This window comes from Streptomyces sp. NPDC058308 (assembly GCF_042880275.1).
Lineage (GTDB): Bacteria > Actinomycetota > Actinomycetes > Streptomycetales > Streptomycetaceae > Streptomyces.
The window spans coordinates 35,344-57,965 of the sequence record NZ_JBHVZA010000010.1; the positions used below are offsets into that span (position 1 = coordinate 35,344).

Genomic DNA, 22,622 nt, shown 5'->3' on the forward strand with positions numbered 1-22,622 from the left:
GGCGGTGTGAACGGTTCAGGCCGTTATGCGCCGCATCGCCGCCTTGATGGAGGCGCGCAACCTCTCGCGGTCCGCGTCCTCGTCGCCGACGAGGATCCGCCGCATCTGCGGCACGGCCGTCGACCAGCCGGCCAGCGCGACCACCATGAAGAGCAGGTGGGACGCGGGGATCTCGTCCCCGATGACGCCCCGGGCCTGGGCGTCGGCGAGCACGGCGACCTTGCGGTCGTAGTGGTCGCGGCGCTCCCGCTCGTCGGGGAGCTCGTCCGTGCCGTACTCGATGCCCTCCCAGAAGAGCAGGCGCAGCAGCTCGGGATGGGCGGCGTGGTAGTCCATCAGCCGGTCCATCCAACCGTCCATGTCGTCGGCGCCGACGGGGTTGGCGACGGCCATCTCCAGCATGCGCGCCTCGAGAACCTGCGTGAACAGCTCCGCCTTGTTGCCGAAATACGCGTAGATGAGCTGCTTGTTGGCCTTCGCCTGACTCGCGATGCGGTCGATGCGGGCGCCCGCGATGCCGTACCGCGCGAACTCGGCGACCGCCGCATCGAAGATCCGCGCCTTGGTGGCCTCGGGGTCTCTCACTGCCATGCGGACAGGGTAGGCCAACCCATTCGGGTAACCAACTGGTTGGTTGCTTGACATGGCGACTCGTGCAGGCGCAGACTTTTTTCCAACCAACCAGTTGGTTGCCACATTCGTCGCGGAGACGCGAAGGAGCACAGCCCTCTCATGCCTTCAGCACCACCACCGTCCCCGACCTTCTCCACCTCCACCCTCACCTCCACCTCCACTTCCACCTCCAGTCCCACCCCCGCATCCATCCGGGAAGGCACAGGCGCGGCGCCGCGCCCTCTCCCCGTCCCGCACGGGGTCTTCCTCGGTCTCATCGCCGTCTGCACCGCGGTGACGGCCGCCAACATTTATCTGGCCGCGCCGCTGCTCCCTCTGATGGCCCACGACTTCGGGTCCACCCCGTCGGCCGTGGCGTGGATCGCGTCGGTGGCCCAGTTCGGGTATGCGGCGGGACTGCTCTTCTTCGCCCCGCTCGGTGACAGGGTGAACCGCCGCAGACTCGTCGCCGCGCTCTCCCTCGTCACGGCGGTGGCGCTCGCCCTGGGCGCGACCGCCTCGGGGCCCACCGCGCTCGCCGCCGCCGTCCTGGTGGCCTCCGCGGCGACGGTCGTGCCGCAGCTGCTCGTGCCGCTGGTCGCCGAGCGGGCGCCCGCGCACCGGCGGGCCAGCCATGTCGCGGCGGTCATAGCCGGCCTCTTCACAGGGGTCGTCGCGGCCCGCGTGCTCGGCGGCCTCGTCGGCCAGGCCTTCGGATGGCGCTTTGTCTTCGTGGGCGCCGCCGCCCTCACCGCGCTGCTCGGTCTGGCCTCCGCCGCCGTACTGCCCGCCGAGCACCGCCGCCGGACGGGTCCGCTCTTCGCCGGTCTCGCCCAACTGCCCGGTGTCGTGCGGGGCTCCGCCGACCTGCGGCGCGCCTGTGTCCGTCAGGGCGGGATGTACGGGGCGTGGAGCGCGCTGTGGACGTCCCTGGCCCTGCTGCTCACCGGCGACGGCGACGGGGGGTACGGCATGACGACCGCCACCGCGGGCCTCTTCGGTCTCTTCGGCCTCGCGGCAGCCGTTGTGGCACCGCTCGCGGGTGGCCTGGTCGACCGTTTCGGCGCGGCCAAGGTCGTCTCGTACGCGTACGGCACGGCGGCCGTCTCCGTGCCGCTCTTCTGGCTGGGCGGCGGCGCTCTGTGGGCCCTGTGCGCGGCGGCGGTCGCCCTGCACACGGCGTTGGTCGCCAACCACGTCGCCAACCAGACCCTGGCGCTGACGACCACTTCCACCCCGGCGGTCGCCAACACCGCCTATGTGGTGGCCGGTTTCGCGGGCGGCGCGCTGGCCTCGGCCCTCGCGGGCACCGCGTTCACCCACTGGGGGTGGACGGGCGTGTGCGCGGTCGCCGCCCTCTGGCTCGCGCTCGGCTGGGCGAGCACGGCGATACCGGCCCGGCGTGGACGCGGCGGCGGCCGTGACACCCTCGGCGCCGGTCGCGTCAGAGCTTCGTGACGTCCAGCTCGCCCTCCGCGTACTGCCTGCGCAGCACCTTCTTGTCGAACTTGCCGACGCTGGTCTTCGGGACCGCGGGAATGATCGCCCAGCGCTCGGGGAGCTGCCACTTGGCGACGGTTCCGGCGAGGAAGTCGCGGAGGGTGGCGTAGTCGGCGGTCGCGTTCTCCTTCAGCACGACCGTGGCGAGCGGGCGTTCGCCCCACTTCTCGTCGGGGACGGCCACGACGGCGGCCTCGGCGACGTCCGGGTGCGACATCAGGGCGTTCTCCAGGTCGACCGACGAGATCCACTCGCCGCCCGACTTGATGACGTCCTTGGCCCGGTCGGTGAGGGTCAGGAAGCCGTCCGCGGTGATCACGCCGACGTCGCCCGTCTTCAGCCAGCCGTCCTCGCTGAACTTGTCCTCGGGCCTGAGGACGTCGCAGCCCGCGCCGCCGAAGTAGGCGCCCGCGATCCAGGGGCCGCGCACCTCCAGCTCGCCGGCCGACTCGCCGTCCCACGGCAGGTGTTCGCCATCGGGGCCGACCAGCCTGGCCTCGACCGAGGCGGGGAAGCGGCCCTGCGTGAGCCGGTAGCCGAACTCCTCGTCGGTGCCGGCGGCGTGGGCCGGCGGGCGGGCGACGGTGCCGAGCGGGGACGTCTCCGTCATGCCCCAGGCGTGGCAGACCCGCATGCCGAGCCGGTCGAAGGCCTCCATCAGGGACGGCGGGCAGGCCGAGCCCCCGATGGTGACCTGGCCGAGCGAGCCGACGTCGCGCGGCTTCGCGGTGAGCTCGGCGAGCAGGCCCTGCCAGATGGTGGGGACGGCGGCCGCGTGGGTGGGCCGCTCCGCCTCGATCATCTCGGCGAGCGGGGCGGGCTGCAGGAAGCGGTCCGGCATCAGCATGTTCACGCCGGTCATGAAGGTGGCGTGCGGCAGGCCCCAGGCGTTGACGTGGAACTGCGGGACGACGACCAGTGAGGTGTCCGCGTCCGTAAGGCCCATCGACTGCGCCATGTTGACCTGCATGGAGTGCAGGTAGATGGAGCGGTGGGAGTACACGACGCCCTTGGGTTCGCCCGTGGTGCCGGAGGTGTAGCACATGGCGGCCGCGGCGCGCTCGTCCAGCTCGGGCCAGTCGTAGACGGTGGGCTTGCCGGCGATCAGCTCCTCGTACTCGTGCACCCGGGGGTGGGCGCCCGCAAGGAGGGAGCGGTCGCCGGGGCCCGAGACGACCAGGTGTTCGACGGTCGTCAGCTGCGGAAGCAGCGGCGCGAGCAGACCGAGGAGGGAGCCGTTGACGATGATGACGCGGTCGGCGGCGTGGTTCACGATCCACGTCAGCTGGTCCGCGGGCAGCCGCAGGTTGAGGGTGTGCAGGATGGCGCCCATACAGGGCACCGCGAAGTAGGCCTCGACGTGTTCGCCGTTGTTCCACATGAAGGTGGCCACGCGCTCGTCGTCCGTGACGCCGAGTTCCTCGCGCAGGGCGTGGGCGAGCTGTGCCGTGCGCTCGCCGACCTCGCGGTAGCTGCGTCGCTGCGGGGCGCCCTCGCCGGTCCAGGTCGTGACCTGCGATGTCCCGTGCACGGTCATGCCGTGCCGGAGGATGCGGGTGACGGTCAGCGGTACGTCCTGCATCGTGCTCAGCACGGCGTCCTCCTGGGGCGACATCGCCTACGCGGCAGTAAGGGCTGCGCTGATTCTGCGCGCATACCGTTCGGTATGTCACTACTCCAGGGGATGATCGATCAGATCGGCCGCACCCCTGGCGGCGCTCCGTCCGCCCCACGCTCCGTCCGCCCCGCGCGCCCCCTGCGTCCCACCCCGCTCGGCCGCTACCGCAGACTCAGCGGACGGGCGTGAGCTCCGGGTCCTCACGGAGCTTGCCGAGCGCACGTGACACCGCGCTCTTGACCGTGCCGATGGACACCCCGAGCACCTCGGCGGTCTGCGCCTCGCTGAGGTCCTCGTAATACCTGAGGACGACCATCGCCCGCTGCCGCGCCGGCAGCTTCATGATGGCGTGCCACATCGCGTCACGGAGCACCTGCTGCTCGGCCGGGTCCCCGGCCGGCGCGGCCTCGGGCTCCGGCAGCTCGTCGCACGCGAACTCGTCGACCTTGCGCTTGCGCCACTGCGACGTACGCGTGTTCAGCAGGGCACGGCGCACATAGCCGTCGAGCGCACGGTGGTCCTCGATCCGGTCCCACGCGACATACGTCTTGGTGAGCGCGGTCTGCAGCAGGTCCTCGGCATCGCTCGGATTCGCGGTCAGCGAGCGGGCGGTGCGCAGCAGTACGGACTGGCGTGCCCGTACGTAGGACGCGAACGACGGGTACGAGGCGGGCCCGTTGGCCCGGGTCGGACCTGAGCGCCGCGTCGCGGCCTGCGATGCGCTGGTGCACACGGACACCATGGATGCGGTCATGGCTCCACGCTAGAAGCGCCCCCTACTTCTGCGGATCGGCCGCAGGTCCCGAAGCGGTGTCCGCCTCAGGTTGTACGAGTGGGGTTGCCTCCACCTCCTACAGGTGGAGGCGGCGGAGCGCCCCTGTGAGGGTTCACCCCCGAGAGCCGCCCCGGCGCATCCTGTCACCGGGGCAGCGGGTGGCCCGGCGGCGAGCTAGCCGATGCGCGCCACGGGAGCGTGCACGTAATTGCGGTCGATCAGCAGTGTGCGCCCGCCGTGGCGCTCCTTCACGTTCCCCGCGTACTGGTGGATACGCCGGGCCGGACGCCATGCCTGGCTGCTCAGCATGGGCTCCCGGTACAGGGCCGGCTCGGTGTGCCAGCGCGCGAACCACATCACCGCCGGCAGGTCCCGCGCACCTGCCCGCCGAGCCAGCTCCATGTGCCGCACTCCGGCGCTGGCGCTGCTGTAGAACCCGGGGACGTAGCCCTGCCTGCGCACTTCGCGGTCCCAGGACCTCACGAAGGAGAGCGTGGGGTCGGCGCAGCTCCTCGTGCGGTAGGTGTAGGCCTCCATGTCCAGGTAGAGGGGGCTCTGCTGCCGGATGCCGATGGCCTTCGCCGCGCGTACCGCGTCGCGCGCCTCGCTCCTTCCCCGGCCCCAGGGGTCCCGTCCGATGCTCACGTGCTTCTTGTTCTTGGCGACGACGCACGGCGACTGCGAGCCGACGTACACCGGGAGGACCCGCCAGCCCATCCGCTTCATCGCGCGCATCCAGCCGTGGTTCAGCTGCGACTGGTTCTTGCAGGCCCGGCCGCGGCCCGCGTAGTAGATGCCGACGGCGCCGTAGCCGGACCCCTTCCAGCGCCGCATGGTGTCGGTGGACGGGGTGATGCAGGTGTCGAAGGCCCGGCCGCGGAAGGTCGACATCTTGGCGGCCGCCTGCGCGCCCGGCCGGGCCGCACCGCCCGCGGTCGCCGTGGTGTGCTCGGCCGCGATGCCCGGTGGTGACGCCGACAGGTCCGCGGTCAGGGCGGTCAGGACCAGGGCCAGTCCAATGATCAGCTTTCTCAGACGCATAAGGCGAGGGAACGTCCCGAACCGCGCCACAGACCGGGGACACGCGCTGCGTTCAGCCGTCTGACCCCAGAATCAGCCCCGATGTGGGGACACCCGTGCCTGCCGTCACCAGAATCCGCGCGGCGTCGGGTATCTGATTCGCGGATGTGCCGCGCACCTGCCGGACGGCCTCCGCTATGCCGTTCATGCCGTGCAGATACGCCTCGCCCAGCTGGCCGCCGTGCGTGTTCAGGGGGAGCCGCTCCTCGGCGACGAAGCCCGTCGCCTCACCGGGCGGGCAGAACCCGAACTCCTCCAGCTGCATCAGCACGAACGGGGTGAAGTGGTCGTAGAGGATCCCGACGTCGATGTCGGCCGGAGCCAGACCCGAGGTCCGCCACAGCTGCCGGGCCACCACCCCCATCTCGGGCAGCCCGCTCAGGTCGTCGCGGTAGAAGCTGGTCATCTGCTCCTGCGCCCGGCCCGCGCCCTGGGCCGCCGCCGCGATGACGGCAGGCGGGCGGGGCAGGCCGCGGGCCCGCTCCACGCTCGTCACCACGATCGCCTGGCCGCCGTCCGTCTCCTGGCAGCAGTCCAGAAGGCGCAGGGGCTCGACGATCCAGCGCGAGGCGGCGTGGTCCTCCAGCGTGATCGGCTTGCCGTGGAAGTACGCCGCGGGGTTGGTGGCCGCGTACTTCCTGTCCATGACGGCCACGTGGCCGAAGGCGTCCGGCGTCAGGCCGTACGTGTGGAGGTAGCGCTGGGCTGCCATCGCCACCCAGGAGGCGGGGGTGAGCAGGCCGAAGGGCAGGGACCAGCCGAGCGCGGCGCCTTCGGCGGAGGGCTCGCGCCGCTGTACGCCGGAGCCGAATCTGCGGCCCGAGCGTTCGTTGAACGCGCGGTAGCAGACGACGACCTCGGCGACCCCCGTCGCCACGGCGAGCGCCGCCTGCTGGACGGTGGCGCAGGCCGCGCCGCCGCCGTAGTGGATGCGGGAGAAGAAGGACAGCTCCCCGACGCCGGCCGCCTGGGCGACGGTGATCTCGGGGTTGGTGTCCATGGTGAACGTGACCATGCCGTCGACGTCGGCCGGGGTCAGTCCCGCGTCGTCGAGCGCGGCGCCCACCGCCTCGACGGCCAGCTTGAGCTCACTGCGCCCGGAGTCCTTGGAGAACTCCGTCGCCCCGATGCCGACGATCGCGGCCTTGCCGCCGAGAGCGTCGCGCCGCCGGACACTCATGCGGCACCTCCCGCGGGGACGGTCACCGTGACCGTGCCGGTGACGTGGCTGCCGATGCCGTTGGCCCCGACGACCCTGACGGTGGCCGTCTCGCCCCCGGGCGCGGGGTCGACCCGCTCGACGGTCCCCGTCAACACCATCGTGTCTCCCGGATAGTTGGGCGCCCCGAGCCGGATCGCCACCTTGCGCAGGACGGCGGCGGGGCCGAAGTGGTCGGTGATGTACCGGCCGACCAGGCCGTTCGTGGTGAGGATGTTCATGAAGATGTCGGGGGAGCCCTTGGCCCGCGCCAGCTCCGCGTCGTGGTGCACGTCCTGGTAGTCGCGGGAGGCGATGGCGCCGGCGACGATCAGTGTGCGGGTGATCGGGATCTCCAGCGGCGGCAGCTCTTCGCCCTGCCTGATGCCTTGCTCCCCGCCCTGTTTCGGGTTCTGTCCCCTGTTCTGCGTCATGCCGACTCCCCTACCGAGTCCCCCATGGCGATCAACTCACCCAACTCCTCCAGGACTTCGCCGCCACAGCCCAGATACGCGTCCAGCTGCCGCCCCCACAGGAAGTGCCGGTGGACGGGATGGTCGAGGTCGGCCCCCGTGCCGCCGTGCAGATGCTGGCCCGCGTGCACGACGCGGGTCCCTGCCTCCGACGCCCACCAGGCCGCGGTGAGCGCGTGCGTGGCGTACGGGAGGCCCGCGTCGCGGCGCCAGGCCGCCTCGTAGGCCGTGACTCTGATCGCCTCCGTGTCCATATGCGCGTCGGCGGCGCGCAGTTGGACGCCCTGCTTGGCGGCGAGGGGGCGGCCGAACTGCTCCCGCTCGTTCGTGTGGGCCACCGCGCGGGCCAGCGCCCCCGCGCACACCCCGGCCTGCAGCCCGGCGAAGGCGGTGCGCGCACCGGCCCGTACGTCCTCGTACGCCGCGGGGCCGCCGAGACGCTCCCCGGGGGTCCGGTCGAGGACGAGCCGCCCCGCCGCCCAGGGCGCGGTCAGCTCGACCGGCTCCACCCGCGCGTCGGCCGCCCGCACCAGCCACAGGCTCCGGTCACCCGCCGCCACCAGGACGTGCGTCGCGTCCCGCAGCCAGGGCACCCACGGCACCACACCGCTCAGCGCCCCGTGCGTGGGCCCTCCGGCCCCGTCCGCGGCTGCCCCGACCCCGCCCGTGGCCTCCTCACCCCTGACCCTGGACGCCTCGGCCTCGTCCATGGCTGCCCCGCCCCCACCCGCGGCCGCCTCACCCCTGACCATGGACGCCTCGGCCCCACCCGTGGACACCTCGACCCCGACCCGGGCGGGCAGCGCCCCCGTGGCGACCGCGCTCCCCTGCCGCAGCGCGGGCAGCAGGCGGTCCCGCTGCTCGGACGTGCCGTGCGCGGCCACCGCCAGCAGGCCGTAGACACAGCTCGCCGCGAACGGCACCTGCGCGGTGACCCGGCCCTGTTCCTCAAGGAGCAGCACGAGGCCGAGAAGCCCGACGTCCTCCACCGCGCCCGGCAGCCCCGCCGCGCACAGCGCCTTGAACAGCTCGGCGTCCGAACCGGCCCCCGCCGCCGCGAGCCGCTCCGGGGTGGCCAAGTCGGCGAAGATCTCCCCGGCGAGATCGCGCGCGGCCGCCTGCTCCTGCGTAGGCGTGAAGTCCATGTCAGCCCGCGCCTCCCGCCACGTCCACGGCCCGGAACACCGGCAGTTCCAACTCCGTGTCCACCCGCCGGAATTCGAGCCGCACCGACATCCCGATGCGCACTTTGTCGTACGGCACTCCGACGATGTTGCTGACGATCCGCACACCCTCCGCCAGCTCTACGAGGCCCACGGCATAGGGCGGATCGAAGGCCGGGAAGGGCGGATGGTGCATCACGACGTACGAATAGACCGTGCCGTCACCGCTCGCCTCGACCGCATCCCACACGGGCGATCCGCAGGCGTTGCACCCCGGAAGCCAGGGGAAGCGGAGCTCGCCGCAGCCGTCACAGCGCTGGATCAGCAGGCGGTGTTCGGCGACGCCCGCCCAGAACCCGGCGTTGTCGCGATTGACGACCGGTCGGGGCCGCTCACCCTTGGGCTGCCCGCCCTTGGGCTGCTCACCCGTGGGCCGCTCGCCCTTCGGCCGCTGTTTCACCGGCGCGTACTTGAGGATGCGGAAGCGGTGGGTCCCGGCGAGGTCGTCGCCGACGCGGACGTCCATCCGCGTGGTGACGAAGTGGCCCGTCCCCAGCTTGGTCGTCTTGCGCTCCGAGACCGACTCGATCACCGCGTCGAAGGTGATCTCGTCGCCGGGCCGCAGGGCCCGCAGATACTCCTGCTCGCAGTCGGTGGCGACCACCGAGGTGTACCCCGCGCCGTCGAGCAGCGCGAACAGCTCGTCGTGGGCACGGAAGCGGCCGCCGTTCGCGGAGAGGCCGCCCATCGTCCAGGCCTGCAGCATCGTCGCCGGAGCCACCGGGTCCGCGCCCCCGTACGCGGGGTTGCCGTCGCCCATCGCCTCGCACCAGTGCCTGATCATCGGCCGGTTGACCGGGTCCTTGCCGCGCCCCGCCTCTTCCGCCGCCCTGCCCTCGAACGCCTGCAACTCCTCGTACGCGATGTCCTTCACCGCCGTCCCCTCCGCATGCCGAGCCGCATCGTCGCGACGATCTCGCGCTGCACCTCGCTCACCCCGCCCCCGAACGTGTTGATCTGCGCGGCCCTGTTCATCCGCTCCAGCTCCCCGTCCCCGAACCCGCCCGGCGAACCGGCCCGGACCAGCCCCGCCTCACCCGTGATCTCCTGACACATGCGGTACACCGCCACCGCTGATTCGGTTCCCATGAACTTCACGCCGCTCGCGTCGCCCGGCGCCGGCGCACCCGCGCCCACATCACCCACCAGACGCCAGCTGAGCAGGCGCGTTGCCGCCAGCCGGGCATGCGCCTCGGCCAACCTCGACCGCACCCACGCCGCGTCGATCCGGCGCTCGCCCGTCACCGGATCGGGTGTCCGCGCAGCGTCCAGGGCCGCCGCGTAGAAGTCCTCCGCCTGCATGCCGACCGCGGCGAGGGCCACCCGTTCGTGGTTGAGCTGGTTGGTGATGAGGCCCCAGCCGCCGTTCTCCACGCCGACGAGATTCGCGGCGGGCACGCGGACCCCGTCGTAGTAGGTCGCCGTCGTCGTCAGGCCGCCCACCGTCTCGATCGGCGTCCAGGAGAAGCCGGGGTCGTCGGTCGGCACGAGCAGGATCGAGATGCCCTGGTGCTTGGGGGCGTCGGGGTCGGTGCGGCAGGCCAGCCAGATCCAGTCGGCGTTCTGCGCGTTCGAGGTGAAGATCTTCTGGCCGTCGATGACCCAGGCGTCGCCGCGGCGGTCGCCACCACTGCCATCACCGGCACCAGTAGCCCCACCAGCCCCACCAGCCCCACCAGCGCTACCGACATCACCCGCACCGGCGACGCGCACCGCCCTGGTCCGCAGTGACGCCAGATCCGTCCCGGCGGAAGGCTCGCTGTAGCCGATCGCGAAAACGAGGTCGCCGCTGAGGATGCGGGGCAGGAAGGCGGCCTTCTGCTCCTGCGTGCCGTACTTCATGAGCGTCGGCCCGACGGTGTTCAGGGTGACCATCGACACCGGCGCGCCCGCCCGGTAGGCCTCGTCGAAGAAGATGAACTGCTCGTCGGCGCCGCATCCTTGGCCGCCGTACTCGACGGGCCAGCCGAGGCCGAGCATCCTGTCGGCGCCGATGCGCCGCAGCAGGCGGCGCTGGGCCCGCCCGTCCGTCGCGGCGGGCGGCCCCTCGGGCATCACGTCCCGGAAGTACGTGCGCAGTTCGGCGCGGAGTCGGCGCTGGCGTTCGGTGGGGGCGAGGTGCACGGTGGCGGCCTCTCCGTCTCGGGTCTATCTCGTACCGACAGGGTTTCTGACTGTCCGTCAGATACCGTCCCGGTGTCAAGAGATCACCCGCCGCCGACGCGTAGGGACGTGGGCCGCCGAAGCCGGACCTGGACGCCTGACCTGAACGCCGGGCCTGGACGCCTTCTGAAGGCGACGCCCCCCGAGCACGCCTGCGCGGTACCCCCAAACACGCCTGTGCGGCGACGCCGAAGCACCGCCGCACAGGACGTCACACCCCACAGCGCACGCCCCTTGGAGTCGTCCCGAGCGACTCCGGGGGCCGTCGGCTCACCAGAGTTCGGTGAAGTTGACCGCGATGTTCTCGTTCGACTGGTCGATCGCCGTGAACGCGGAACCGTTCACCTGGGCGGTGTTGCTCTGGTTGGAGGCGCCGTTGCCGACGGCCTGCTGCTGCGTCGTGGACGAGTTGCCGTTGTTGTTGTGGCCGACGCCGCTGCCGTTCACGGTCGCCACGCCCGCATTGGATCCGTTGTTCGCGAAGGCTCCGTTGTCGGCCATCGCGACGCCCGAGAAGAGCGCCGCAGCCAGCGGTACGGCAGCGGCGGCGGCGATGATGCGGGCGGTACGGATGCTTGCCATGTCAATTCCTCCAGAGCAGGAGGTACACACCGGCTTTCAGCCGGGCGTACCCGAAGTGCGGCTTTTCCCAAGGCAGTTGGCCGACCGCCTTGGAGTTCTGTGCGGCGTCGCGACTCCAGAGTTGCCCACCGAATCCCCGGCGAACCACCCAGGAAGCCCCGATTCCCCCGCAAGCGTGATGACATGCCGATAAACGTGCCGCGCGCCCCCTGAGTCCGGACCGCGTCACGGACCGGCCCCGCGCCGCCCTCGCCGAACCGCAGCTCACACCAGGCGCCGCACGGGGTGAAGCGTTACGGCAGCACCCCGCAGAGCCACCCGCCGAGGCCCGCGCGAGGGGGCGCCGCCCCTCCGGAAACGCACCACCCCCGCCATCTCCGGACCACCCCCTCTTCCCTTCTTCGAACGTGTGTACGAACATGAAGTCATGGCCCCCATCGACCGCCATGCCGCCGAACACCCCTCCACCGAGCCTCGATCCGCCGGGCGCCCCACCGCCGACAGCTCCGCCTCCGAACACCCTGCCGACGAACACCGGAACGGCGACCGCCCGTACGGCGACAGCCAGTACGGCGACAGCCAGTACGGCGACAGCCAGGACATCGAGCGCCAGGCCGCCGCCCACCACCCCGCCACCCAAAATGCCCACAACGCCCACAGCGCCCACAGCGCCCGCAACGCCCCCGACCGCCGGACCAGCACCCTCGCGCTCGCCCACGCCCTGTCCGCCGCCGAGCGCGGCCTCGCGGTCATCCCGCTGTCCCGCACAAAGCTCCCCGCCCTGCGCTCCCCTCACCACGACGAGCCCCACCCGGCCCTCTGCCACGGTGAATGCGGCCGCCTCGGACATGGCGTGTACGACGCGTCGACCGACCCGCGGCGCATCCGAGAACTCTTCGCCGCCGCCCCCTGGACCACCGGTTACGGCATCGCCTGCGGACTGCCGCCGCACCATCTGATCGGCATCGACCTGGACACCAAGTCCGGTACGGACGCTCCGGCGGCCCTGCGCGAACTCGCCCTGCGCCACCTCTTCACGATCCCCGACACCGTCGTCGTGACGACGCCGAGCGGCGGCCGCCACCTCTGGCTGGCGGGCCCCCCGGGCGCCGTGGTCCCCAACTCGGCGGGCCGGCTCGCGCCCGGCATCGACATCAGGGGCGCGGGCGGCTACCTCGTCGGCCCCGGCTCCCGCACCGAACACGGCGTCTACAACACAGTTCCCGGCACGGCCCACCTCCCGCCGGCCCCCTGCCCGCCCGCCCTGCTGCGCCTGCTCGTACCCCCGCCGCACGCCGCTCACCAACCGCCCCACCAGCCGCCCCACCAGCCGTCCCACCCGGCCGGGCACGCCTCTGCGGAGACCCAACGTGGCCATGGCCTCGTGCAGTTCGTGCTCGCGGCGCACGAGGGCCAGCGCAACACGCGTCTCTTCTGGGCCGCCTGCCGTGCCTACGAGAACGGCATCGGCGAGGCCCTGGCCCCACAGCTCACCGACGCCGCCCTCCGCGTCGGCCTCACCGAGCGGGAGGCCCACTCGACGATCGCCTCGGCAGCACGCCTGACGGGCCGCGCCTGACCCCGGCGTGCCCCGAATGGAGGGCAGGAACGTGTCCGAGGGCGCGGTGAAGCGTTGGTCACGCGGGCGCCCGACAGGTGTGCTGCTCCTCTGCCGGAGCGACGTCGTGTTGTGGCCCGGCGGGGCGCCTTTCGACTGGCACGTACTCAAGGAGAAACAAGCATGTCCGCAATGAAGAAGACCACCGCTGTCGTTCTGGGCACCGGTGCCCTCATCATGGGCGGCGCCGGCCTCGCCAGCGCCGACGCCGGAGCTCAGGGTGCTGCCGTGAACTCGCCGGGCGTCATCTCGGGCAACGCCATCCAGGTCCCGGTCCACGTCCCGATCAACCTCTGCGGCAACACCATTGACATCATCGGCCTGCTCAACCCGGCCTTCGGCAACACCTGCGTCAACGACTGACCAGTCACATCACGCCGTAAGGGCCCCAGCCCGCCCCACACGGCCCCAGCCGAGCGCGCCACCGCCCTTCCTTCTCGGTGGCGCGCTCGCGCGTTGCGCGGGAAGCGGAGGGCGGTCGCAATCCAGCCGCCCACCAGCCGCCCTATGACCGTGCCCGTTCCCCTGCCCGTCCCCGTGCCGGTGCCGGTCGGGTGAGGAGCGTACGGAGATCGATGACCCGGTAGCCGCGAGCGACAGCGCCATCGAGAATCCGTGGCAGGGCCCCCGCGTCGATCACGATGCCGTTCTTCGTAGGCGTGCCGACATGCATCTGCAGGATGAGTCCCGGACGCAGGGCGTCCAGTGCTCTGCCCACCGCGCGCTCCACGGTCATGCCGCCCTCGGCGCCCTTCCAGCCGTTGGTGTCGGCGGTGAATTCGATGTCGGCGAATCCGAGCGCGTTGAGCTCCTTGATGTGAGCGGGGCTGGTGGCACTGTAGGGGAACCGGAAGAACGGGGGCAGGTTGCGCCCCGCCCCGGCCGTACGCAGAGCCTTGTCCGCTGCACGGACCTCCCGGGCCCTCCCCGCAGCGGTCAGGTCCTTGAAGTAGGGATGGCTGTAGGAGTGGTTGCCGAGGCCATGCCCTTCGAGCGCGATGCGCCGCACTGCTTCGGGATGCCGGTCGGCGAAGTCACCGGTCAGGAAGAACGTGGCGGGCAGGTGCCGTCGGGTCAGTTCGCCAAGGACGGTGCCAAGCCCGTCGACGCCCCAGGCCGCGTTGAACGTCACGGCCATGACGCGCTCGCGCGTACGCATCACACGGTTCTCGGACCCGAACAGCGACGGCAGCCCGGGCTGGTCCGAGCCGGCGTCCCGCCCACCCGAAGCAGCCTGGGCCGCGCTGTCGGGCAGCCCCGCCAGCACGGCCCCTGCCCCTGCGAAGCCGAAGAGCGCTGCGGCCAGCGTGCGCCGGCGGAAGGGGGCGGCACGGCTCAGACTCACGCGCGCGGCGGTCACCTCAAGTTCATCGTCCACCCGCCAGACCCTGCCCGACACCACCACGCCGCCCCGTCCACCACGCCGAACACACGAAAAAGGGGCGCCCCCTGTACGGGAGCACCCCTTACGACCGGCTCGTACGCCGACCAGCTGCGGTGGGTGTGGGATTTGAACCCACGGTGGCGTGAACCACGACGGTTTTCAAGACCGTTCCCTTAGGCCGCTCGGGCAACCCACCCCGCGCCGTCCCACCGGAAACGGAATCAGGACGGCGCGAGGACAAGACTAGCGGGTCAGCTGTCGCCCTTGCGCTGGCCCAGGGTCACGTCGACCGTGTGCTCCTTGCCGTCGCGCTGGTACGTGATCTTGACGGTGTCGCCCGGCTTGTGGGTCCAGATCTGGCCGATCAGGGTCGGGCCGCTGTCGACCGCCATGTCGTCCAGCTTCGTGATGACGTCGCCGGGCTTGAGGCCCGCCTTGTCCGCCGGGCCGTTCGGGGTGACCGGCTGCGTGGCGCCCACGCCCTCCCGGCTGATGGTCGCGCCGTTGCCCTCCTGCTGCAGGGAGACCGAGGCGCCGATCACCGGGTAGACGGGCCGGCCCGTCTTGATCAGCTGCTGGGCGACCTGCTTGGCCTGGTTGACCGGGATCGCGAAGCCCAGGCCGATCGAGCCGGACTGGCCGCCGCCACCGCCGAGGCCGCCGCCGCTCTCGGCGGGCTTGATCGCGGAGTTGATGCCGATGACCGCACCGCGCGCGTCGAGCAGCGGGCCGCCGGAGTTGCCGGGGTTGATGGACGCGTCGGTCTGCAGCGCGCTCATGTACGAGCTCTTGCCGCTCTGGCCGCCGTCGCTGGAGGTCACCGGGCGGTTCTTGGCGCTGATGATGCCGGTGGTGACGGTGTTCGACAGACCGAAGGGGGCGCCGATCGCGATGGTCGAGTCGCCGACGGCCACGCGGTCGGAGTTGCCGAGGGCGAGCGGCTTCAGGCCCTCGGGGGCGTTCTTGAGCTTGATGACCGCCACGTCGTAGCCCTCGGCGCGGCCGATGACCTCGGCGGCGTACTTCTTGCCGTTCGAGAACGTCACCTGGAGCTTGCCGCCCTCCGCGGCCGACGCCACCACGTGGTTGTTGGTGAGGATGTGGCCCTGCTTGTCGTAGACGAAGCCGGTGCCCGTGCCGCCCTCGCCACCGCCGCTCTGCGCCTCGATGGTCACGACGCTCGGCAGCGCGTCGTTCGCGGTCTTGGCGACGGAGCCGGGCTCACGCTTCAGGTCGGCGGGGGTGTCCGCGGCGGAGACCGTCGTGGAACCCGTGCTGTCGTCGTTCCGCTCGGCCGCCCAGTAGCCGACGCCGCCGCCGATACCGCCCGCGATCAGGGCGGCGGCGAGCACCGCGGCGACCAGGCCGCCGCGCCGGCCGCCGGGCTTCGGCTCCTGCGGGTGGTACGAGGCCCCCCAGCCCGATCCGGAACCGCCGGCCGTGGCGTACGAGGGAACGGCGGGCGGCGGCGGAGGAGGCGGCCAGTTCCCGGCGGCGGGAGCGGCCCCGGGGGCGTGCCCCGGAGCGGCCTGCGGAGCCCCCGCGTGGGCCGGAGCCGCGGCGCCGGGCTCGGCCCCGGCGACAGAACCGGCAGAACCGGCAGAACCGGCGGAACCGGCGGAACCGGCGGAACCGGCGGCAGGACCCGCGGCAGCGGAGTCGGCAGGAACAGCGGGAGCGTCCACCGGCGCAGGAGGCGCGGACGGGGCCTTGGGTACCTCGTTGCCCTCGTTCTCGGTGCTCACAGCTCTTCTCCTCGGTCCATGCTGTCGTTGCGTACGTTCTCGGTCACGGCCTGGCTGTGCCAACTGTGCAGCTGTCATCTCTGAACATCTGTCTGCGGTCAGCTTTTCCCATGGGCTGTCAGGGCACCATAAGCCGAGCCTGTGTGTCCGGCGCTCCCGGAGGGTGCCGTCCGGCGAGCCGTCGGGTACCCCGTGATGGCACCATGACGCGGTGACCCTCGCACGACAGCACCAGATCCAGGTCGTCGCCCACCGCGGAGCCTCCCAGGACGCTCCCGAACACACGCTGGCCGCCTACAAGAAGGCGGTCGAGGACGGTGCCGACGCCCTCGAATGCGATGTACGGCTCACCGCCGACGGGCACCTCGTGTGCGTCCACGACCGGCGCGTCAACCGTACGTCGAACGGCCGCGGGGCCGTCTCCGCCCTCGAACTCGCCGATCTCGCCGCGCTGGACTTCGGGTCCTGGAAGAAGCAGCACGGCGAGGCCGACGAAGGGCCCGACTGGGAGGGCTCCGCGGGCGAGGCCACGTCCGTGCTGACCCTGGAGCGGCTCCTTGAGCTGGTGGCCGAAAGTAATGCCTCTGGGCGTCGGGTGCGGCTGGCGATCGAGACCAAGCACCCCACGCGCTGGGCGGGCCAGGTCGAGGAGCGGCTGCTTCTGCTGCTCAAGCGCTTCGGTCTGGACGCCCCCTCCAGTGAGGCCGACTCGCCGATCCGGGTCATGAGCTTCTCCGCGCGTTCGCTGCACCGGGTGCGGGCCGCGTCGCCGATGCTGCCGACCGTCTACCTGATGCAGTTCGTCTCGCCGCGCCACCGTGACGGACGCCTCCCCGAAGGCGTCCGCATCGCAGGCCCGGGCATGCGCATCGTGCGCAACCACCCCGGATACGTGGCCAAGCTGAAGCGCGCGGGACACCAGGTGCACGTGTGGACGGTGGACGAGCCGGCGGACGTCGAACTCTGCGCCGAGCTCGGTGTCGACGCGATCATCACCAACCGCCCCAAGCAGGTTCTGTCCCATCTGGACCGTCTGGGACTCCATTAACTCCGGTTACAGGGAGTGCACCGGCGCGTTCAGCCCGTATTCGATCGTTACGAGTGCGTCACCGGACGGGGATTGGCCGGTTTCCGGTCCAGTCCATTGGGGCATCCACACCGTGGCGTGGGGTGAAGGAGGTCTCGGGGGTGGCGTTGGTGGTGGCACGGGAGGTGCCCACGTCGTCGAGCATGGCCGTTCCCCATGGCCCTGCGGGCGTGGGGGAAGCGAGACACCGTATGCGCAATCAGCTGCGCATGAGCGGGGTCCCGGAATCGGTGGTCGACGATGCCGTACTGATCCTGTCGGAGTTGCTCAGCAACGCCTGCCGGCACGGCAGGCCGCTGGGCCGCGGCATGGTGGGTGACGGCGACGTACGAGCGGCCTGGCACGTCGATCAGACGGGCCGGCTGACGGTCGAGGTGACGGACGGCGGCGGACCGACCCGCCCGGTCCCCGCCACCCCGTCGGTCACGGCGCACGGCGGCCGCGGGCTCAACATCATCACGGCGCTCTCCGACACCTGGGGAGTCCGCGACGACGTGCACGGTGAGGTCACCGTGTGGGTCGTCCTCCAAGCGGGGTACCACCGCGAGGATTTCGCTACGCGCGTCGCCGCGCCGACGGCGGCCGCGATATCCGACGTCGCCTTCGCGGACCCCTTCGATGACATGGACTGACCGGCCCGTTACAGACATGGACCGACCGGGCCGTCACACCGACCCGCGTACGGGCGACCGTCCCAGAGCGCGGCCCGACGGCCCCCGTGCCAACGGCTAGGCTCGCGCCCGTACGCATGAGAGAGCCGTAGCCGGGAGACACCCAAGATGGCCAAGAAGCGCCCGCAGACCAAGGGCAAGTCGCAGCAGCCGCAGCGGGGGGACGGGGAGATGCCTGTCGTCGGCGCCCGCGAACCCTGCCCCTGCGGTTCGGGCCGCCGGTACAAGGCCTGCCACGGCCGGGCCGCCGCCCACGCGGTGACCGAGCTGGTGCAGCGCCCCTTCGAGGGCCTGCCCGGCGAGTGCGACTGGGTCGCGCTGCGCGAACTGGTCCCCGCCGCCACGGTGGAGCTGACCCTCAAGGCCGGGCTTCCCGAGGGCGTCCCCTCGGTCTCCCTCGCCACCGTGCTGCCGATGGCCTGGCCTGCGCTGCGCCGCGACGACGGCTCGGTCCTGCTCGGCCTGCAGAACGACACCGCGTCCGGCGACATCAGCCGCGACCTGGCCGACACCCTGCAGCGCGCCCTCGAGGCCGAGCCGGGTACGCCGGTGAAGGGCCGCCGCGCCCCCGCCGACGGCCCGCGGCTGCAGGACCTGCTCGACCCGGCGGGCCCGTTCGCGCCGGTCGTGCACGCCGGCTTCGAGTTCTGGGTGCCGGACGCGGAGAACGCGACGCCGGAGGTCTCCGCCTCCCTGGAGCGGGCGAACGACGCCGCCATCCCGACCGCGAAACTGACCGGCGTGGACGCCGCGTACTGGTGCGAGACCCCGGACAAGAACCACCTGCGCTGGGTCATGCCGCACCCCGAGGAGCAGCTCCTGGACGCGCTGGCCCGGCTGCACGCGGCCGGCACGTCGAGCCTCGGCGAGGGCGCCCGCCTGGTCGGCTCCTTCCGGGCGCACGGTCTGACCGTGCCGGTGTGGGACCTGCCGAGCGAGGTCGGCGCCGCGGACATCGAGAAGCCGGCGGCGGAGTTCGCCGAGCGGCTCGCGGCGGCGCTCGCCTCGGACGCCCCGCTGACCGCGGATGAGCGCCGGGCGCGCGGCGGCCTCACCAACCGCCAGGTCACGCTCAGCTGAAGCCGCGTGCCGCGCCGCTGAAGCCGTGTGCCGCGCTGCTGAAGCCGCGTCCCGCGCCACTGAAGCCATGTGCCGCGCCGCGCCACTGACGCGTCAGTCAGTCGGTGCGGCGGGGGAGGGACGGGTGACCCCCGTCACAACTCTCCGTGATCACACGTAAATCCCTGTCCGGATAACTGGGATCGAATTTGCCAAGAGCCGATCTCTTGTTACCGTTCAGGTAGCCCGGTTGCTGGTGCATCCCCCGTCGCCAGCAACCGGGCCTTTGCGTGCCCGCGAGCCGGTTCAGATCTCAACTGTCCTGCGGCGATGCGGAGTTGCTCCCCGAGCGCAGCAGCAGCCCGCCCGCCTCTCCCGCCGCGTACTCCGCCACCGCCGTGTACGCCGCCGCTTCGCCCGCCGACCGCTCGCGCGGAGTCTCGCAGGTCGCCGGTTCGTCCCCCGCACCCACCGCACAGTGCATCTGCACGGTGTGTGCCCCGGGGCCCATCAGGGTGAGTACGGCGGTCAGCTCCTCGCCGGTGGCATTGCGGTAATAGGTACGCGCCCACGTGTCGTGCCCCAGCGTGAGGACGCACGTCTGGGCTTCGATGCCGTCGGGCGAGGAGACTTCGGGGCCGCAGTGGGCGGCGGTGGTGGCGCCGAGGCCCGCGAGCGACGAGGGCTCCGCTCCGGCCCGCACCGACCGACGCGGCTCCGAAGGGACGTTCGAAGGGGCGGGGAGGGGCGACTTCGCGTCACCGTCACCCACCGGCCCCGCGGATGCGCCGGCGAGCGGCAGGAGAACCGTGAGGGCCGCGACGCCCAGGAGCACGATCAGGCGGGGTTGCATGAGCCGAAGATAACGACCATGGGCGCGCGGCCCGGTCGCCGCGCGCCCAATTCCCCTACAACTCGGGCGCGCTCACACCCGTACGAGTGAGGGCGTCCACGACGGCGTCCACCACCGCTTCGACGTCCGGCACCCAGGGGGCGGCGGAGCCGGGCAGCGGCGCGCGCTCCCAGCGGACCCGGCCCTGTCCCGTCTCTGACGGGGGCAGGGCGAGATAGCCGCCCTCGCCGTGAAAGCGCAGCGAGCCGGGGACGTAGTCCTTCGTATAGAGGAGCTCGCCCAACTGGGCCATGGAGTACGGCGCGACGAGCAGGTGGATCCTGGCCTCGGTGGCGACCACCGGGCCGAGCCTGATGTCCATGTCGTCGAGCGCGGCGAGGGCGCGCACGCCCGCGTCCACGGGGAGGCTCACGGCGCACGGGGCGCTGCCTCCGGTGGCGAGCACGACGGGTGCGCCGGGTCGGTTGGTCCACCACCAGCGGACCATCCGCTCGTCGGTGGTGGCGGCGAGAAGACCGGGGTCGAGGGGGTGCGCGCCCGGTACCGCGCAGTCGGGGTCGGGGCAGGCGCACCGGCTGCCGTCGCGTCGGTCGAGGCCGACTCCCGGCAGGACGGGCCACCGCCATGCGGTCGCGAAGGTCAGAGCCGCGCCGAGCTGTCCGGCACTCCGGCCGGGCTTTCTTCCGATTCGCCAGGACAGGAGCCTGCGTCGCCTTCCGAGGATCTCGCGCATGAGCGCTCGTTCCTTTCCGTTGCACGCCGGCGTTAGCCGGGGAGACTGCGGGCCACATCACACCATGTGTGGATCTCTTCGCTGTACGTACGAGCTGGCACATCCGACCCCAGCCTGCGGCATGGGGAACCACTCTGAACCGAGCGTTGACGTGGCGTGGGGTGGCGGCGCCTGGCGTTTGCCGTCCCGCGATATTTCTTGCCGCCTCCGCCACGGGAGGATGGGGCACGGTCGTCGTGAGTTAGGACGCCCGGGTCCTTGGTCAGGTTCCGGACGGGTCCCAACTGCCCCTGGCCATCACTGAGTACGTACCCAGCGCGACCACCGCAACGCTTTACCGAACAACGTCAGTCGACCCCAATATGCCCTAACCCGCCGCCATTTTCAGCCATCTTTTCAAGATCTTTTTCAGGTCACTCAATTCTCTCGGACACCAGGAATCCCAGCAGGACAATGCTGGACATCCCCTCATCAGTGCGTGTACATCTGGAGGCACTGCTAGCGGCGCAGAATGACATGGGGGTTTGCGATGCTATTGAGCATTACGCACCGGCCGGAAAGCCGTCAGCCATGAACGCCCCTCACCTTCCGAAAGTGGCCGGAATCGATTCCACAGTTCCGCCACCGGCCCATACTGTCGCGCCCACCGCGCAGGCCACGCCCGCCGCGGCACCCCCGGAGGGCACTTCCCTGCCGGGCGCACCGGGCGCCGTGCTCCAGGACCGCCTCGCGGGCTGGGTCTCCGACCTCACCACGCTCCACGAACTCACCGAGCGGATCGCCCGCACGACCACCCTCGACGACGCCCTGCGCGAGCTCCTGCGCGCCGGCGCGGCGCTGGTGGGTGCCCGGCGCGGGCTCGCCGTCGTGGAGCCCGCCGACGGGCTCGGCCCCGACACCACCGTGGGCCTGGGCCTCGGCCGCGCCGACCTCGGGCACATCGAGACGGTGCCGCGCGGCGCCACCTCGTACGGCAGGATCCTCGACGCCGCGGAGGGCCAGCCGGGTGGTGTGCCGGGTGAGATCGCGCAGCCCGATCTGCTCGCCGACGACGGCCTCGACCCGCGCCACCGCGAGGTGGCCGCCCGCCTCGGCTACGCCGCGAGTTACGCCCTGCCCCTTGCCACCGAGACGGCGGGCCGGATCGGCGCCGCGGTCTGGCTGTACGACGAGCCCGCCGAACCGGCCGAGCGCCGCCGCCACCTCGTCGGGCTCTACACCCGCCACGCCACCGAGCACGTCGCGCGGCTCATCGACCTGGAACGCACCCGCGCGGCCGACGCCACCCTGCGCGAGGAGCTCATGCCCTCGCGGCTGCCCCGCATCGCCGGGGTGCAGCTCGCCGCCCGGCACCGCACGGGGCCGCGCGGCGGCGGCGACTGGCACGACGCGCTGGCGCTGCCGGACGCGGCGCTCGGCCTCGCGGTCGGGTCCGTGACCGGCTCCGGTCCCAGCGCCGTGGCCGCGATGGGGCGGCTGCGCGCCTCCCTGCGGGCCTACGCCGTGATGGAGGGCGAGGACCCGGTCGCCGTCCTCTCCGACCTGGAACTGCTGCTGCGCCTCACCGAGCCCGCGCGGTCGGCGACGGCGCTCTTCGCGTACTGCGAGCCCGCCCTGCGCAAGGTCGTCCTCGCCGGTGCCGGGCACAGCCCGCCGCTGATCGTCGGCGAGCGGCGCACGGAGTTCGTCGAGACCTCCCTGTCCGCGCCGCTCGGGATGCTCGCCTGCTGGGAGGCGCCGAGCGTGGAGATCAGCCCGGAGCCCGGAGAAACGGTGCTTCTCTACACCGACGGGCTCCTGCACCGCACCGGCGATCCGATGGACCGGGCCTTCGCGCGGCTGCACGCGGCGGCGGCGAGCGTGCCCAGGAGCATCAGGGACGACCCCGGAGCCATCGCCGACCACGTGCTGCGCACCGTCCTGCCGGACGGCCTCGACACCGTGGGCAGCGACGAGGACGTGGTGCTGCTGGCGGCACGCTTCGAGTGAGCGCGGGGGCGTGTCCGGGCGAGGCGCCGGGCACGCGCGCGTGGAGGGGTTCTTTGTGCGACCCCGGGTTCTTTGTGCGACTCCGGGCACGCGCGCGTGGAGGGGTTCTTTGTGCGGCCCCGGGTTCTTTGTGCGGCTCCGGGCACGCGCGCGTGGAGGGCTTCCTTGTGAGGCCCCGGGCACGCTGTGTAAGTGGCCTTCCGGCCCTGGGACCCCTTCCGTACGCCCGTACGATGGAGGGTGGTCCAGTGTCGTACAT

At 71.9% G+C, this 22,622-nt stretch carries 21 protein-coding genes and 1 tRNA gene; 7 read left to right on the forward strand and 15 right to left on the reverse strand.

The genetic code is table 11. From position 1 onward, the window contains the following. Positions 1–15: 15 nt before the first annotated feature. Positions 16–591 carry a TetR family transcriptional regulator gene (locus ACFVYL_RS15745; protein WP_389715945.1) on the reverse strand — a complete coding sequence of 192 codons (576 nt, stop codon included), beginning with the start codon at positions 589–591 and terminating at the stop codon, positions 16–18. Between the two features lie 141 nt (positions 592–732). Between ACFVYL_RS15745 and ACFVYL_RS15750 the strand changes: the two genes are divergently transcribed. Then, positions 733–2,070 carry an MFS transporter gene (locus ACFVYL_RS15750; RefSeq protein WP_389715948.1) on the forward strand — a complete coding sequence of 446 codons (1,338 nt, stop codon included), beginning with the start codon at positions 733–735 and terminating at the stop codon, positions 2,068–2,070. Here ACFVYL_RS15750 and ACFVYL_RS15755 read toward each other — a convergent pair. The 9 genes from ACFVYL_RS15755 to ACFVYL_RS15795 form a co-directional block, all read right to left on the reverse strand. Then, a complete protein-coding gene (locus tag ACFVYL_RS15755; RefSeq protein ID WP_389715950.1) occupies positions 2,057–3,706 on the reverse strand; it encodes a long-chain fatty acid--CoA ligase in 1,650 nt (549 codons plus the stop codon). The genes ACFVYL_RS15750 and ACFVYL_RS15755 overlap by 14 nt on opposite strands. A 196-nt stretch (positions 3,707–3,902) precedes the next feature. Further along, complete coding sequence (locus tag ACFVYL_RS15760; protein WP_389715953.1) at positions 3,903–4,484, reverse strand: SigE family RNA polymerase sigma factor; 582 nt, start codon at positions 4,482–4,484, stop codon at positions 3,903–3,905. Between the two features lie 195 nt (positions 4,485–4,679). Next, positions 4,680–5,546, reverse strand: a complete 867-nt coding sequence (locus tag ACFVYL_RS15765; protein WP_389715955.1) for a DUF1906 domain-containing protein — start codon at positions 5,544–5,546, stop codon at positions 4,680–4,682. Positions 5,547–5,598: 52 nt separating this feature from the next. After that, the gene (locus ACFVYL_RS15770; RefSeq protein WP_389715958.1) at positions 5,599–6,765 is read right to left on the reverse strand and encodes a lipid-transfer protein; all 1,167 of its coding nucleotides are present in this window, start codon (positions 6,763–6,765) and stop codon (positions 5,599–5,601) included. Next, complete coding sequence (locus ACFVYL_RS15775; protein ID WP_389716388.1) at positions 6,762–7,169, reverse strand: MaoC family dehydratase; 408 nt, start codon at positions 7,167–7,169, stop codon at positions 6,762–6,764. The genes ACFVYL_RS15770 and ACFVYL_RS15775 overlap by 4 nt, the downstream gene beginning before the upstream one ends. A 44-nt stretch (positions 7,170–7,213) precedes the next feature. After that, a complete protein-coding gene (locus ACFVYL_RS15780) occupies positions 7,214–8,401 on the reverse strand; it encodes an acyl-CoA dehydrogenase family protein (RefSeq protein WP_389715961.1) in 1,188 nt (395 codons plus the stop codon). A gap of 1 nt (position 8,402) precedes the next feature. Next, on the reverse strand, positions 8,403–9,353 hold the full coding sequence (locus tag ACFVYL_RS15785; protein WP_389715963.1) for a bifunctional MaoC family dehydratase N-terminal/OB-fold nucleic acid binding domain-containing protein: 951 nt from the start codon (positions 9,351–9,353) through the stop codon (positions 8,403–8,405). Then, positions 9,350–10,603: an acyl-CoA dehydrogenase family protein gene (locus ACFVYL_RS15790; RefSeq protein ID WP_389715966.1), complete on the reverse strand. Its 1,254-nt coding sequence runs from the start codon at positions 10,601–10,603 to the stop codon at positions 9,350–9,352. Before ACFVYL_RS15790 ends, ACFVYL_RS15785 begins: the two co-directional genes overlap by 4 nt. Before the next feature lie 309 nt (positions 10,604–10,912). Beyond that, the gene (locus tag ACFVYL_RS15795; RefSeq protein ID WP_389715969.1) at positions 10,913–11,224 is read right to left on the reverse strand and encodes a hypothetical protein; all 312 of its coding nucleotides are present in this window, start codon (positions 11,222–11,224) and stop codon (positions 10,913–10,915) included. Between the two features lie 721 nt (positions 11,225–11,945). Here ACFVYL_RS15795 and ACFVYL_RS15800 point away from each other — a divergent pair. Then, entirely contained in the window at positions 11,946–12,803 is an 858-nt protein-coding gene (locus ACFVYL_RS15800) for a bifunctional DNA primase/polymerase (protein WP_389716391.1), read from the forward strand. Positions 12,804–12,965: 162 nt separating this feature from the next. Further along, positions 12,966–13,205 (forward strand): chaplin, encoded by a 240-nt coding sequence (locus tag ACFVYL_RS15805; protein WP_389715972.1) that lies wholly within the window; start codon positions 12,966–12,968, stop codon positions 13,203–13,205. Positions 13,206–13,347: 142 nt separating this feature from the next. On the opposite strand, the gene ACFVYL_RS15810 is transcribed toward ACFVYL_RS15805, so the two are convergent. The 3 genes from ACFVYL_RS15810 to ACFVYL_RS15820 form a co-directional block, all read right to left on the reverse strand. After that, the gene (locus ACFVYL_RS15810; protein WP_389715975.1) at positions 13,348–14,220 is read right to left on the reverse strand and encodes a polysaccharide deacetylase family protein; all 873 of its coding nucleotides are present in this window, start codon (positions 14,218–14,220) and stop codon (positions 13,348–13,350) included. A 117-nt stretch (positions 14,221–14,337) separates the two neighbouring features. Beyond that, positions 14,338–14,422: transfer RNA gene (locus ACFVYL_RS15815), tRNA-Ser, on the reverse strand. Between the two features lie 55 nt (positions 14,423–14,477). Continuing rightward, the gene (locus ACFVYL_RS15820) at positions 14,478–15,971 is read right to left on the reverse strand and encodes a S1C family serine protease (protein ID WP_389715978.1); all 1,494 of its coding nucleotides are present in this window, start codon (positions 15,969–15,971) and stop codon (positions 14,478–14,480) included. A 211-nt stretch (positions 15,972–16,182) separates the two neighbouring features. Here ACFVYL_RS15820 and ACFVYL_RS15825 point away from each other — a divergent pair, with 211 nt between their 5' ends. The 3 genes from ACFVYL_RS15825 (at position 16,183) to ACFVYL_RS15835 (ending at position 18,809) form a co-directional block, all read left to right on the forward strand. Continuing rightward, positions 16,183–17,019: a glycerophosphodiester phosphodiesterase gene (locus ACFVYL_RS15825; RefSeq protein WP_389715980.1), complete on the forward strand. Its 837-nt coding sequence runs from the start codon at positions 16,183–16,185 to the stop codon at positions 17,017–17,019. Between the two features lie 53 nt (positions 17,020–17,072). Next, positions 17,073–17,690, forward strand: coding sequence for an ATP-binding protein (locus ACFVYL_RS15830; RefSeq protein ID WP_389715983.1), 618 nt, complete (start codon positions 17,073–17,075; stop codon positions 17,688–17,690). A 147-nt stretch (positions 17,691–17,837) separates the two neighbouring features. Next, positions 17,838–18,809: a DUF5926 family protein gene (locus ACFVYL_RS15835; RefSeq protein ID WP_389715985.1), complete on the forward strand. Its 972-nt coding sequence runs from the start codon at positions 17,838–17,840 to the stop codon at positions 18,807–18,809. A 292-nt stretch (positions 18,810–19,101) separates the two neighbouring features. On the opposite strand, the gene ACFVYL_RS15840 is transcribed toward ACFVYL_RS15835, so the two are convergent. Further along, complete coding sequence (locus ACFVYL_RS15840) at positions 19,102–19,641, reverse strand: hypothetical protein (protein ID WP_389715988.1); 540 nt, start codon at positions 19,639–19,641, stop codon at positions 19,102–19,104. 55 nt (positions 19,642–19,696) lie between these two features. Beyond that, positions 19,697–20,374 (reverse strand): bifunctional DNA primase/polymerase, encoded by a 678-nt coding sequence (locus tag ACFVYL_RS15845; RefSeq protein WP_389715990.1) that lies wholly within the window; start codon positions 20,372–20,374, stop codon positions 19,697–19,699. 453 nt (positions 20,375–20,827) lie between these two features. Here ACFVYL_RS15845 and ACFVYL_RS15850 point away from each other — a divergent pair, with 453 nt between their 5' ends. Then, a complete protein-coding gene (locus ACFVYL_RS15850) occupies positions 20,828–22,363 on the forward strand; it encodes a PP2C family protein-serine/threonine phosphatase (protein WP_389715993.1) in 1,536 nt (511 codons plus the stop codon). Positions 22,364–22,622 lie beyond the last annotated feature (259 nt).